Below are 13,062 nucleotides of genomic sequence, written 5' to 3' on the forward strand. Positions count from 1 at the left end.
CGCGCCGGCTTCATTAGAGCTCCGTGGCGTCCGACGCCACTTCACCGCCGTCCACCGCCTCGACCACGGCGAGGACGTCACCGCTCGAGACCTGATGGCCGACCTGGACCGGCAGGGCGCTCAGCACCCCGTCAATCGGGCTCGCGACGGTGTGCTCCATCTTCATCGCCTCCAGGACGACTAGGGTTTGGCCCGCCGAGACCGTCTCGCCCTCGGCGACCGGCAGTCGGACCACTGAACCCGGCATCGGCGCGGTGAGCGACCCGGGCGGGTGCAGAGCGCTCGGGTCGACGAAGCGTGGCGCCAGCCGCAGGGCGGAGTAGCCGGCGACCGAGTCGACGTGGGCGATATCGCGGTCGAGGACTATGTCGTAGGCGCGGCGCACGCCGTTCACGCGCAGCACAACACGCTCGCTGCTGCCGGCGACAAGCTCGACGTCGGCCAACGCCTCGTCATCGACGCGCAGGCAGGTGTCCGTCAGACGCAACGTGTACCCGACGCGCACTTCGCGCCCGTCCTGGGTCTGCCATGTCGTGATCTGCGATTGCGATGGGTTGTTGCGCCATCCAGCGGGCAACGTGGCCTGGACCGTCGCCGCGGCACGCCGCGCGGCCACGCTGGCCACGGTCGCCGCGACGGCGTGCAGGCGCTCTGCCTGCGTGTCAAGGAGGGCAGCGCCGAGTTCGGCGACGTCGTGTCGGTCAAGGAAACCAGTGTCGGTGCCCCGCCCGGCGAACTCGTCATGGCGCAGGACGCGCACAAGCAGGTTGCGATTGGTGGTCACGCCGTGAATACGGGCGCCGGCCAGCGCCGCCGAGAGGCTGGCAAGTGCCTCGTCGCGCGTTGGTGCCCACGCGATGACCTTGGCCAGCAGCGAATCGTAGTAATGACTGATGACCGAACCGGCACGAAAACCCGAGTCAACCCGCACGCCGGCGAGCGCCGGGACATCCATGGTGCGCAGGGTGCCGGTGTGGGGCCGGTAGTCGTCGGCCGGATCCTCGGCGCACAGACGGGCCTCGACCGCGTGACCGCGAATTCGCGGGTTGTGCATCTCCTCGGGCAGCGGGCGGCCCATGGCTACGAGCAGCTGGGCACGCACCAGGTCGAGGCCGGTGATCAGCTCGGTAACCGGGTGCTCGACCTGCAGCCGGGTGTTCATCTCGAGGAAGGCAAAGGAGCCGCCCTTGCCGTCCTGGTCGGCGTCGTAGACGAACTCGACCGTCCCGGCGCCCACGTAACCGACGGCGCGTGCGGCGGCGATGGCGGCCTCGCTCATCCGAGCGCGCAACGCGTCGTCGACGACCGGTGACGGCGCCTCCTCGATCACCTTCTGGTGTCGACGCTGCACGGAGCACTCGCGCTCGAACAGAGACACGACGTTTCCGTGCGTGTCGGCCATGACCTGGATCTCGACGTGGCGCGGGCGGTGGACGTAACGCTCGAGGAAGACGGTGCCGTCGGCGAACGCGGCCGCGGCCTCACGCGAAGCGGAGGCGACCGCCTCGTCGAGCTCGTCCGGCGACGCGACAACGCGCATGCCTCGGCCACCGCCGCCGGCGCTGGCCTTGACCAGCACCGGGTAGCCGACGTCGGCGGCCAGCTTCGCCAGCTGCTCGGCCGACAGCCCCGTCGTGTCGCCACCGGGCAGCACAGGCACCCCCGCGTCGGACATCATCTTCTTGGCCTGCAGCTTCGAGCCCATCGCGTCGATCGCCCCGGGCGGCGGACCGATGAAGACGAGGTCGGCGGCGACACAGGCACGCGCGAACCCGGCGTCTTCCGAAAGGAAGCCGTAGCCGGGGTGTACTGCGTCCGCGCCGGTGAGCGAGGCAGCGGCGATGATCCGGTGGATGTCGAGGTACGTCTCGGCGGCAGACGAGCCGGGAAGGTGCACGGCCTCGTCGGCGTCGGCGACGTGCCACGCGTCGGCGTCGGCGTCGGAATAGACCGCCACGGTGGCGATCCCGAGGTCGCGGCAAGTGCGGAACACCCGCCGCGCGATCTCGCCACGGTTGGCGACCAGGACCTTGCGGATCTTGGGCATCGCCATCACATCCGGAACACGCCGTAGCCACGCTGGCCACGGACCTCGCCGTTGTGGATCACAGACAGGCAGAACCCGAGAACGGTCCGCGTGTCGCGGGGATCAATGATCCCGTCGTCGTAAAGGCGGCCGCTGTTGGCCAGTGCGACGGATTCGCGCTCGATCTGTTCCTCGACAGCGGCGCGCATCTGGACGTCGGCCTCCTCGTCGAAGGGCAGCCCGCGGTCGGCGGCGGACTCGCGCGCCACGATGGACAACACTCCGGCCAGTTGCGCCGGACCCATCACGGCCGACTTCGAGTTAGGCCAAGCGAATAGGAAACGCGGTGAGTACGACCGCCCGCACATGCCGTAGTTCCCGGCACCGTAGGACGCACCCATGGTGATGGTCACGTGCGGGACTGTGCTGTTTGATACGGCGTTGATCATCTTGGCGCCGTCCTTGATGATGCCGCCCTGCTCGTACTCGGCACCGACCATGAAACCGGTGGTGTTCTGAAGGAAGATGAGGGGGGTGTCGATCTGATTTGCCAGTTGGATGAACTGCGAACCCTTCTCGGCCTCCTCACTGAACAGGATGCCGCGTGCGTTTGCGAGGATGCCGACCGGGAAGCCGTGGATCGAGGCCCAGCCAGTGACGAGTGAGGTGCCGTAGAGAGGTTTGAACTCGTCGAAGGCCGACCCGTCGACCACTCGGGCGATCACGTCGCGGGGGTCGAAGGGCACCTTCGGATCGACGGAGGCGATGCCGAGTAGCTGATCGGGGTCGTGCACCGGCGGGTGCGGCGGCGTGGTGGGTCCGGGGCCGTTCTTCCGCCAGTTGAGCCGCGCCATGATGCGACGGCCGATTCGGATCGCGTCCTGCTCGTCCTCGGCCATGTAATCGGCCAGCCCCGAGGTGCGGGCGTGCATGTCGGCGCCGCCGAGCGATTCGTCATCGGAGACCTCCCCCGTGGCCATCTTGACCAATGGCGGACCGCCGAGGAACACCTTGGAACGGTTGCGCACCATCACGACGTAGTCGCACATGCCCGGGACGTACGCACCTCCCGCGGTCGAGTTGCCGAAGACCAAGGCCAGTGTCGGCAGCCCCGCTGCGCTGTGCTGTGTCAAGTCGTGGAACAGCTGCCCGCCGGGCACGAAGATCTCTGCCTGTGTGGGCAGGTCGGCGCCGCCAGACTCGACGATGTTGATGATGGGCAGTCGGTTCTCCCGCGCGATGGCCATGCCGCGGAACACCTTGCGGAAGGTATAGGGGTTCGATGCGCCGCCGCGGACGGTGGGGTCGTGGGCGATGATCATCGACTCGATGCCCTCGACCACGCCGATGCCTACCACCACGCTACCGCCGACGGGGAACTTACTGCCCCAGGCGGCGAAGGGGCATAGTTCGAGGAACGCTGTGTCGGAGTCGAGCATCAGCTCGATGCGCTCGCGGACGAGTAGCTTGCCCCGCTTGCGGTGGCGCGCAACGTATTTTGCGCCGCCGCCGCCGTTGACCAGCGCCAGTTGCTCCGCGATGGTGTCGAGTTGCGCGCTCAGTCCTTCGCGGTTCTTGAGATAGCTGGGCGCGGTGTCGTCGACCCGATCGGACAGGACCTGTACCAAAGTTTTCCCTCCGGGCGAGCATCGACGTCGATCTGCTAGGCGCTGATGTTAGCCGCAATTAACATCAGGTGACAACGGCGCGGCGTGCCTCACCTATTTTGAGCGCGTATCGCGGATGGCTTGCCCGGTGTGGAGGGCAAGGTCGAGATGGCTGCAAGACGGCAGGTGACGAACAAACTGCGTGGTCAGTACCGCAAAGCGTCAAAGGCGGGTAAGGGCGAGATTCTGGATCGGGTGGTGACCCTCACGGGGATGGGCCGTTCGACGGCCCGGCGGATGCTGGGCGGCCCGCAGCTGCCCGACCCGGCCACTGGGGTCGATGGGCGCACGCTGCGGGCGCGGGGCTTCAGCGACGATGCCACTGCTCCTTGTCGTTTGGTTTCGCGGGCATATCTTCCTAAGTGGTCTGGCTCGTAAGTTCGTCGGGGGTCAGATCCAGGCGGTTGGGTCGCCGAGGTAGAGGCCGCATGCGGTGTCGAGGGCGTCTTCGGGTGCGCCGGCGAATTGGCCGGTCTGCAGGACTGAGTCTCGGTAGCCGTTCTTGCTGGCCAGCTACATTGCGAAGCCCCAGCGGGCGGCGGATCCGCCGTAGCGCAGCCGCATCAGCGGGATGTTTTCGCCGGCGGGTAGACGTCCGCTGACATAGGCGAACGCGCCGCGGAAGCGCACGTCGATGCCGTCGAGTTGGGGCCATCGTTGGCGGGCGCGGGCGCTGAGCCGTTGCTGCAGGGACGTTTTCGTCGATGCTGGAGGTGCGGCCATGGTCTTTGATCGTGCCTCACGGCGTGTCGTTGAGCAATGAGACATCCGTGATGGGTGAGGCTGAAGTGACCAGTGTGAACTTCGCCTCGTGGAGCAGACGCCGTGGCACCCGCCGACCGGATCATGTTGACCGGGGCGCAGCGCCGCGAACTGCGGCGTCTGGTCCGGTCCGGGCGCACCGAGCAACGCCTGGTTACGCGAGCGAAGATCGTGCTCGCCGCGGCCGAGGGCGAGCCGAACGCGCAGATCGCGGCGTCGCTGCGGGTGTGTGAGGACACCGTGCGCAAGTGGCGGAACCGCTGGTGCGCGGCGCCGGGTATCGCGTCGCTGTCGGATGCGAAACGTTCCGGACGGCCACCGGAATTCAGCCCGGTGCAGGTCGCCCAGGTCAAAGCGGCGGCGTGTACACCACCGGCGGACAGCGGGCTGCCGCTGGCGCGGTGGCCGTGCCCGGAGCTGGCCCGCTACGCCGTCGCGGAAGGGTTTTGCGAGTCGATCTCGCCCGCCACAGTGCGCCGCTGGTTGTGCGAAGACGCGCTCAAACCCTGGCAGTACCGGTCGATCTTCGTCACCGACCCCGACTTCGCGCTCAAAGCGGGCCGGGTGCTCGACCTCTACGACCGGAAATGGGAGGGAGAACCGCTGGGGCCGCGAACGACTTTGTAATCTCCGCCGACGAGAAGACCTCCCCATCCAGGCCCGTTGCCGCTGCCACCCCACGCTGCCGCCCGGCGTCGCCCGGGCGATGCGGGTCAACCACGACTACGACCGCGGCGGCGCGGTGGCCTACCTAGCCGCCTACGACGTGCACCGCGCGCAGGTGTTCGGCCGCTGCGAGGACACCACCGGCATCGAACCGTTTCACCGGCTCGTCGAACAGGTGATGGCCCAGGTACCCTACAAATCCGCCAACCGGGTGTTCTGGATCGTCGACAACGGCTCCTCCCACCGCGGGCAGGCCGCGATCATGGTGCACACCCCGGTGCACGCGTCCTGGTTGAACCAGATCGAGATCTACTTCTCCATAGTGCAGCGGAAAGCGCTGGCGCCCAACGACTTCACCAACATCGACGAGGTCATCGACCGGCTCAACGACTTCGAGACCCGCTACAACCAGACCGCGCGGCCGTTCAAGTGGAAGTTCACCACCACCGACCTGAACGCACTGCTGACCAGGCTCGACGCCCGCGACTCCGAGCACAATCCGATCCAGCCTCGGGCTGCCTGAACGCGACCCCCGACGAACTTACGAGCCAGACCACTAAGCTAGGGCATTACGGATCGCCAAAGATCATCGTTCGGTGGCCTTTAGACCGCGCGTCCTTTATAGTCGGTTTGCTGCCTTTCCGTTTTGGGAGTGCAGCCACAGCAGTACGGCGAAACAGGCAAGGAGTGTGCGTGGCGCAAGAGTTCCTGTTACATCGCGACATAGAGGGTACCGTCAGGGAAATACGCCGGTGAGCACGGCATCCAGCGGTCTCACTGCTTACGTAACGGATCAGGTGAGGCCGGGTCTGGAAGCCGTCGGCGGCTTCGTTCGGATGTGCGTTCTAACCGCGAGGGCTCTATCGCGTCCATTCCAATGGCGCGAGTTCATCCTCCAGAGTTGGTTCCTTATGCGTGTGGCGTTCCTGCCCACCATCGCGGTCGCGATCCCGCTGACCGTGCTCATCATCTTCACGCTCAACATCCTGCTCGCCGAGTTCGGTGCCGCGGACGTCTCCGGGGCCGGCGCGGCGCTCGGCGCCGTTACTCAGCTCGGCCCGTTGGTGACAGTGCTGGTGGTCGCGGGCGCGGGATCGACGGCCATCTGCGCCGACATCGGTGCCCGGACGATTCGCGAGGAGATCGACGCCCTCGAGGTGCTGGGGATCGACCCGATCCACCGGCTGGTGGCGCCGCGAGTCGTCGCCTCCACGTTCGTGGCCTTCCTACTCAATGGCGCGGTCATCACCATCGGCTTGGTCGGCGGGTTCATCTTTGGCGTGTACATCCAGAACATTTCCGCCGGCGCATACGTGTCGACGCTGACGCTGGTGACCGGGTTGCCCGAGGTGCTCATCTCGGTTGTCAAGGCACTCGCGTTCGGTTTGATAGCCGGGTTGATCGGCTGCTATCGAGGTCTCACGGTGTCCGGCGGCGCCAAGGGCGTCGGAACTGGCGTGAACGAGACGCTGGTGCTCTGCGTGATCGCACTGTTCGCCGTCAACGTTGTGATGACCACGATCGGCGTCCGCTTCGGAACGGGGCGCTGATATGGCGACAAAGCCGGGTACCGGCACGGTTCTCCGGCAACGCTTTCCGCGGGGCTATGCCCGCGGGGAGCGCCTCGTCGGCGCCCCCGCGCGCGGTTTGGACAGCGTGGGTCACGTCGCGTGGTTCGTGGTTACCGCGATCGGGTCGATCGGTCACGCGCTGCGTTTCTACCGCAAGGAGGTGCTGCGCCTGATCGCCGAGATCGGTATGGGCACCGGGGCGATGGCGGTCATCGGTGGCACCGTCGCGATCGTCGGCTTCGTCACGCTCTCGGGCGGTTCACTGATCGCGATCCAGGGCTTCTCCTCCCTGGGCAACATCGGTGTGGAGGCGTTCACGGGCTTCTTCGCCGCCCTGGTCAACGTGCGCATCGCGGCACCCGTGGTGGCCGGTGTGGCGCTGGCGGCGACGGTCGGCGCGGGTGCGACGGCCGAGCTGGGCGCCATGCGCATCAGCGAGGAGATTGACGCCCTCGAGGTGATGGGGATCAAGTCGATCTCGTATCTGGTGTCGACGCGCATCGTGGCCGGGTTCATCGTGATCATTCCGCTTTATGCGATGGCGATCATCATGAGCTTCCTGTCCGCGCAGGTCACCACGACGTTGTTCTACGGTCAGTCGATCGGCACCTACGATCACTACTTCCGGACGTTCCTGCGGCCCGACGACGTGGCCTGGTCGTTCGTGCAGGCGATCATTATCTCGCTGATCATCATGCTGAACCACTGCTACTACGGCTTCTTCGCCAGCGGCGGTCCGGTGGGCGTCGGTGAGGCCGTCGGCCGGTCGATGCGGGCATCGCTGATCGCGACCGTGCTGGTTGTCCTATTCGCTTCGTTGGCGCTGTACGGCACCGACCCGAACTTCAACCTGACGGTGTAGTCATGACGTCGCCTCAAGCACCGGTGAACAGCCCGAAGCGGCCGCCGTACAAGCTGGCCGGTCTCGTACTGCTGTTGGTACTGGCCGTCGTCGTCGCCCTAGTGTGGTTCCAGTTCCGCGGCGAATTCTTGCCGCGCGAGGAGCTGACTATGAAGACAGCGCGCGCCGGCCTCGTGATGGACCCAGGGTCTAAAGTTACCTACAACGGCGTCGAGATCGGCAAGGTCTCCCAGATCGAATCGGTCACCGTCGGCGACGAGCCGCAGGCGCTGATCAGGCTCGAAGTGAATCCGAAGTACATCGACCTGATTCCGCGAAACGTCGATGCCGAGATCAAGGCAACCACGGTGTTCGGCAACAAGTACGTGTCGTTCTCGTCGCCGGAGAACCCGACCGAACAGCGCATCACGAGCTCTGACGTGATCGACGTGACCAGCGTGACCACGGAGTTCAACACGCTATTCCAGACCGTGGTGTCGCTGGCGGAGAAGGTGGACCCGGTTAAGTTGAACCAGACCCTGACCGCGACCGCACAGGCCCTCGACGGGTTCGGTGACCGGTTCGGCGAATCGCTGGTCAACGGGAACACGATCCTTGCCGACCTCAACCCGCAGATGCCCCAGCTCCGCCGGGACGTACGGGCACTGGCCGACCTCGGCGAGGTGTACTCCAACGCCGCACCCGACCTGTTCGACGGTCTGGAGAACGCGGTGACCACCGCCCGCACGCTCAACGAACAACGCGGAAACCTCGATCAGGCGCTGATCGCGGCGGTCGGCTTTGGCAACACCGGCGGTGAGGTGTTCGAGCGCGGTGGCCCGTATCTGGTGCGCGGCGCCGAGGACCTCATTCCGACGAGCGAACTGCTTGACGAGTACAGCCCGGCGCTGTTCTGCACCGTCCGCAACTTCCACGACGTCGCCCCCGAGGTCGCGGCCGCAGTCGGCGGCAACGGTTACTCGCTCGACACGAACTCCACCATCAACGGCGCCGAGAACCCGTACGTCTACCCGGACAACTTGCCTCGGCTGAACGCCAAGGGTGGCCCGGAGGGGCGGCCCGGCTGCTGGCAGCCGATCACGCGTGACCTGTGGCCGGCGCCGTACCTGGTGATGGACACCGGTGCGTCGATCGCGCCGTACAACCATTTCGAACTCGGTCAACCGCTCGCCCTCGAGTACATCTGGGGTCGCCAGGTAGGGGAGAACACGATCAACCCATGAGAATCACCGGTACCGCCATCAAGCTGGGCGCCTTCTCGTTGGTGCTGCTGCTGTTCACCGCGGTCATCGTCGTGGTGTTCGGCCAGATGCGGTTCGACCGCACCACCGGCTATTCGGCGATCTTCAGCAACTCCAGTGGCCTGCGGCCCGGACAGTTCGTCCGCGCCTCCGGCGTCGAGGTCGGCAAGGTCAAGGACGTGAAGCTGATCGAGGGCGGCTCCAAGGCGCGCGTCGATTTCGATGTCGAGCGGTCCCTGGAGCTGTTCGAGGAGTCCACCGCTTCGGTGCGCTACCTCAACCTCATCGGCGACCGCTATCTGGAGCTCAAGCGCGGTGACAGTGATCGCCGGATGCCCTCGGGCGGCACCATCCCGGTCGAGCGCACCGAACCCGCGCTGGACCTCGACGCACTGATCGGCGGCTTCCGGCCGCTGTTCCGGGCGCTCGATCCGGAGAAGGTCAACAACATCGCACAGTCGATCATCACGGTGTTCCAGGGGCAGGGCGGCACCATCAACGACATCCTGGACCAGACCGCGTCGCTGACGTCAACGCTGGCCGATCGCGACCAGGCGATCGGCGAGGTGATCCGCAACCTCAACACCGTGCTCGACACCACCGTCAGGCACCAGGAGCAGTTCGACGAGACGCTGGTGAACTTCGAGAGGCTGATCACCGGGTTGAAGAACCGCGCCGACCCGATCGCCTCCTCGGTCGCCGACATCAGCGACGCCGCGGGCACGGTGGCCGATCTGCTCACCGACAATCGGCCGGTTCTGCAAGACACCGTCGGCTACCTCGACGCCGTACAGCAGCCGCTGGTTGACCAGAAGGACCAGCTCAATGACATCCTCGTCCGGTTGCCGGACGCGTTGAAGATCATCGGCCGCGCCGGCGGCGTGTACGGCGATTTTTTCAACTTCTACCTGTGCGACATCTCGCTGAAGCTGAACGGTCTGCAGCCAGGTGGTCCGGTACGCACGGTGAGGGTCACCTCGCAGCCCTCGGGTAGGTGCACGCCGAAATGAGAGTCCTTGAGGGATCAAACCGGGTCCGCGTCGGGCTGATGGGCATCATCCTGCTCGTCATCGTGATCGGGGTGGGTCAGAGCTTCGCCAGCGTGCCGATGCTGTTCGCCAAGCCGAAGTATTACGCACAGTTCGGCGATACCGGCGGCATCACTCCCGGGGACAAGGTGCGCATCGCCGGCGTCGACATCGGCGAGGTGCTCAAGACCGAGATCGAGGGCGATAGGGTCGTCGTCGGCTTCACGCTGGGCGGTACGCAGATCGGCACTGACAGCCGCGCGGCGATCCGCACGGACACGATCCTCGGCCGCAGGAACATCGAGATCGAGCCGCGCGGGTCGGAGGAGCTGCAGGCCAACGGTGTGCTGCCGCTGGGCCAGACGACCACGCCGTACCAGATCTACGACGCCTTCTTCGATGTCACGAAGTCGGCGTCCGGCTGGGACACCACATCGGTGCGCGAATCGCTCAACGTGCTGTCGGAGACGATCGACCAGACGTATCCGCACCTGAGCTCCGCCCTCGACGGGGTGGCCCGATTCTCCGACACCATCGGCAAGCGCGACGAGCAGATCAAACAGCTGCTTGGCAACGCCAACAACATCGCCGGCGTCCTCGGTGAGCGCAGCGGTCAGGTGAATGCGCTGCTGGTCAATGCGCAGACGCTGCTGTCGGCGATCAACGAGCGCAGCTACGCCGTTGGTCAGCTGCTGGAGCGGGTGTCAGTGTTCTCCGAACAGCTCAAGGGCTTCATCGACGACAACCCGAACCTAAACCGGGTACTCGAGCAGCTGCGCACGATCAGCAACATCCTGGTAGAGCGCAAGTTCGACCTGGTCGACGTGCTGAGCACGCTTAGCAAGTTCCTCACCGCGCTGAGCGAGTCCGTCGCCTCGGGCCCCTATTTCAAAGTGCTCCTGTCCAACTTGCTGCCGTACCAGATCCTGCAGCCGTTCGTCGATGCCGCGTTCAAGAAGCGCGGGATCAACCCGGAGGAGTTCTGGCGCAACGCCGGCCTGCCCGCCTTCCGGTTCCCGGACCCCAACGGCACCGGCTTCCCGAATGGCGCCCCGCCGCCGTCGCCGACGCCGCTGGAAGGCACGCCGGAAAATCCCGGTCCGGCCGTCGTCCCTGGCTCTCCGTGCTCGTACACCCCGCCCGCCGACGGACTGCCCCGGCCGGGGAACCCGCTGCCCTGTGCGGGCCTGTCGGTCGGCCCCTACGGCGACAACCCGTACGGCCCGAACTACGAGGGGCAGAGTCCCAAAGTCGCGACGTCGGCGCCGAACCCCAACGGGCCGCAGCCCGCACCGGGCGTGCCCGCTGCTGCGATCCCGGGCCAACTCTCGCCAAACGTGCCGGGCGCGATGCCGCCGTTGCCGCCCGCCCCGCCCGGTGCGCGGACGGTTCCGCTGGAGCCGCAGCCCTCGGCGCCCGACTTCACTCCCGGCATCGCGCCTCTGCCGCCGGCCCTCAACGGTCCGCCGCCGCCGCCCGGACCGGGTCCGCAGCTGCCACCTGCCGATTCGGCTCCGCTGACGGGCAATCCACCGTTCCTCCCGCCGGGTTCACAAGGTTAAGGGGAGAGCTAGATGTCGACGATCTTCAACGTGCGAAACCTCAAGCTGCCGGGCGTGTCCCGGGCGGCCCTGGTGGTCGGCACGAGCGTGCTGATCGGTGCGATAGTGGCCGCGTTCGTGGGCTGGACGGCCTATCAGCGGCTGACCACCAACACCGTCACCGCCTACTTCACCCAGACCCTGGCGCTGTACCCCGGGGACAAGGTGCAGATCATGGGCGTGCAGGTCGGCAAGATCGAGAAGATCGAACCCGACGGCGACAAGATGAAGGTGACCTTCAACTACGACAAGAAGTTCAAGGTCCCGGCCAACGCCACCGCCTCCATCCTGAACCCGAGCCTGGTCGCGTCGCGCACCATCCAGCTGGCCCCGCCCTACACCGGCGGCCCGCTCATGGAGAACGACGCGGTCATCCCGATCGACCGCACCCAGGTGCCGGTCGAGTACGACGACCTGCGTGACTCGCTCAACCGGATCCTCACCGACCTCGGACCGACGCCGCAACAGCCCAAGGGTCCGTTCGGTGACGTGATCGAGTCGTTCGGCGACGGGCTAGCCGGCAAGGGCAAGCAGATCAACACGACGCTGAACAGCCTGTCGGAGGCGCTGACCACCCTCAACGAGGGCCGTGGAGACTTTTTCAGCGTCGTCAAGAGCCTCGCGCTGTTCGTCAACGCGCTCTACCGCAGCGATCAGCAGTTCGTCGCCCTCAATGACGACCTGGCGCAGTTCACCAACTCGTTCACCAACACCGACCGCGAGCTGGCGACCGCGCTGCAGGACCTCAACGAGCTGCTCACCACCACACGCGGGTTCCTCGACGAGAACAGTGAGGTCTTGACCGCCGACGTCAACAACCTGGCCGACGTGACAAACGCGATCCTGCAGCCCGAACCGCTCGACGGTCTGGAAACGGCCCTGCACGTGCTTCCACACTTCGGTGCCAACGTGGTGAACATCTACGAACCGACACGCGGCAATCTTTCAGCCGCACCGGCGATTGCATCGTTCGCCAATCCGATGCAGTTCATCTGCAGCGCGATTCAGGCAGGCAGCCGGCTCGGCTACCAGGACTCGGCGGAGCTATGCGCACAGTATCTAGCACCGATTATGGATGCGATCAAGTTCAACTTCCTGCCGTTCGGCGTGAATCCGATCAACACAGCGAGCACGTTGCCGAAGCACATTGCGTACTCCGAACCGCGGCTGCAGCCGCCGCCGGGCTATAAGGACACCACCGTGCCTGGCATCTTCGCCCGGGACACGTTGTTCTCCCACGGCAACCATGAGCCGGGCTGGGTCACCGCGCCGGGGATGCAGGGCGTTGACGTGCAGCCGTTCACCGCCAACATGCTCACCCCGGAGTCGCTGGCTGCCCTGCTGGGTGGGCCGGATGCACCGATCCCGTCCGCGCCGCCAGCGTTCGGGACTACGCGTGGCGGGAACCTGCCGGGGCCGCCGAACGCCTTCGACGAACGCAATCCGTTGCCGCCGCCGTGGTATCCGCAGCCCGGTCCGCCGCCGGTGCCCGCGCCGGGTGTTGTTCCTGGTGATCCGGGAACGCCACTGACGGCTCCGACACCCGGGCCCGGCGCGGCGCCTGCCCCACCGGCACCGGCCGCACCGCCTCTGCCCGCCGAAGCCGGAGCACCGCGATGAGCCGGATGCGCAAAGAAC

Annotated in this window: 11 protein-coding genes and 1 pseudogene; 9 read left to right on the forward strand and 3 right to left on the reverse strand. The window is 66.3% G+C overall.

Translation table 11 applies throughout. The features are described 5' to 3' along the window. Positions 1 to 13: 13 nt before the first annotated feature. Positions 14 to 2,047: an ATP-binding protein gene (locus AWC31_RS32830; protein ID WP_207626465.1), complete on the reverse strand. Its 2,034-nt coding sequence runs from the start codon at positions 2,045 to 2,047 to the stop codon at positions 14 to 16. 5 nt (positions 2,048 to 2,052) lie between these two features. Further along, positions 2,053 to 3,654 carry an acyl-CoA carboxylase subunit beta gene (locus AWC31_RS32835; protein ID WP_085149433.1) on the reverse strand — a complete coding sequence of 534 codons (1,602 nt, stop codon included), beginning with the start codon at positions 3,652 to 3,654 and terminating at the stop codon, positions 2,053 to 2,055. 252 nt (positions 3,655 to 3,906) lie between these two features. Here AWC31_RS32835 and AWC31_RS38225 point away from each other — a divergent pair. Next, a pseudogene (locus AWC31_RS38225) lies at positions 3,907 to 4,020 on the forward strand (hypothetical protein); the annotation flags it as partial. Between the two features lie 186 nt (positions 4,021 to 4,206). Here AWC31_RS38225 and AWC31_RS38045 read toward each other — a convergent pair. Then, the gene (locus tag AWC31_RS38045) at positions 4,207 to 4,416 is read right to left on the reverse strand and encodes a hypothetical protein (protein ID WP_234817072.1); all 210 of its coding nucleotides are present in this window, start codon (positions 4,414 to 4,416) and stop codon (positions 4,207 to 4,209) included. 102 nt (positions 4,417 to 4,518) lie between these two features. Between AWC31_RS38045 and AWC31_RS38050 the strand changes: the two genes are divergently transcribed. From AWC31_RS38050 to AWC31_RS32880, 8 genes are all read left to right on the forward strand, one after another. After that, positions 4,519 to 5,082, forward strand: coding sequence for a helix-turn-helix domain-containing protein (locus tag AWC31_RS38050; RefSeq protein WP_234817073.1), 564 nt, complete (start codon positions 4,519 to 4,521; stop codon positions 5,080 to 5,082). 79 nt (positions 5,083 to 5,161) lie between these two features. Further along, positions 5,162 to 5,644: a transposase gene (locus AWC31_RS38055; protein ID WP_234817074.1), complete on the forward strand. Its 483-nt coding sequence runs from the start codon at positions 5,162 to 5,164 to the stop codon at positions 5,642 to 5,644. 229 nt (positions 5,645 to 5,873) lie between these two features. Beyond that, positions 5,874 to 6,671, forward strand: coding sequence for an MlaE family ABC transporter permease (locus AWC31_RS32855; RefSeq protein ID WP_085149439.1), 798 nt, complete (start codon positions 5,874 to 5,876; stop codon positions 6,669 to 6,671). Between the two features lies 1 nt (position 6,672). Beyond that, positions 6,673 to 7,554, forward strand: coding sequence for an MlaE family ABC transporter permease (locus AWC31_RS32860; RefSeq protein WP_085149441.1), 882 nt, complete (start codon positions 6,673 to 6,675; stop codon positions 7,552 to 7,554). A 2-nt stretch (positions 7,555 to 7,556) separates the two neighbouring features. Then, positions 7,557 to 8,777 (forward strand): MCE family protein, encoded by a 1,221-nt coding sequence (locus tag AWC31_RS32865; protein ID WP_085149443.1) that lies wholly within the window; start codon positions 7,557 to 7,559, stop codon positions 8,775 to 8,777. Next, positions 8,774 to 9,805, forward strand: coding sequence for a virulence factor Mce family protein (locus AWC31_RS32870; protein ID WP_085149445.1), 1,032 nt, complete (start codon positions 8,774 to 8,776; stop codon positions 9,803 to 9,805). The genes AWC31_RS32865 and AWC31_RS32870 overlap by 4 nt, the downstream gene beginning before the upstream one ends. Beyond that, on the forward strand, positions 9,802 to 11,385 hold the full coding sequence (locus AWC31_RS32875) for a virulence factor Mce family protein (RefSeq protein WP_085149448.1): 1,584 nt from the start codon (positions 9,802 to 9,804) through the stop codon (positions 11,383 to 11,385). Before AWC31_RS32870 ends, AWC31_RS32875 begins: the two co-directional genes overlap by 4 nt. 12 nt (positions 11,386 to 11,397) lie before the next feature. Then, positions 11,398 to 13,044: a virulence factor Mce family protein gene (locus AWC31_RS32880; RefSeq protein WP_085149451.1), complete on the forward strand. Its 1,647-nt coding sequence runs from the start codon at positions 11,398 to 11,400 to the stop codon at positions 13,042 to 13,044. Positions 13,045 to 13,062: the final 18 nt, after the last annotated feature.

It is taken from the genome of Mycolicibacterium wolinskyi (assembly GCF_002101965.1).
Taxonomy (GTDB): Bacteria; Actinomycetota; Actinomycetes; order Mycobacteriales; family Mycobacteriaceae; genus Mycobacterium; species Mycobacterium wolinskyi.

Coding starts and splice junctions, on each gene's coding strand:
- AWC31_RS32830 (WP_207626465.1), bottom strand. CDS start 2,047: ATGCCCAAGATCCGCAAGGTCCTGGTCGCCAACCGTGGCGAGATCGCG.
- AWC31_RS38045 (WP_234817072.1), bottom strand. CDS start 4,416: ATGGCCGCACCTCCAGCATCGACGAAAACGTCCCTGCAGCAACGGCTC.
- AWC31_RS38055 (WP_234817074.1), top strand. CDS start 5,162: ATGCGGGTCAACCACGACTACGACCGCGGCGGCGCGGTGGCCTACCTA.
- AWC31_RS32860 (WP_085149441.1), top strand. CDS start 6,673: ATGGCGACAAAGCCGGGTACCGGCACGGTTCTCCGGCAACGCTTTCCG.
- AWC31_RS32865 (WP_085149443.1), top strand. CDS start 7,557: ATGACGTCGCCTCAAGCACCGGTGAACAGCCCGAAGCGGCCGCCGTAC.
- AWC31_RS32870 (WP_085149445.1), top strand. CDS start 8,774: ATGAGAATCACCGGTACCGCCATCAAGCTGGGCGCCTTCTCGTTGGTG.
- AWC31_RS32875 (WP_085149448.1), top strand. CDS start 9,802: ATGAGAGTCCTTGAGGGATCAAACCGGGTCCGCGTCGGGCTGATGGGC.
- AWC31_RS32880 (WP_085149451.1), top strand. CDS start 11,398: ATGTCGACGATCTTCAACGTGCGAAACCTCAAGCTGCCGGGCGTGTCC.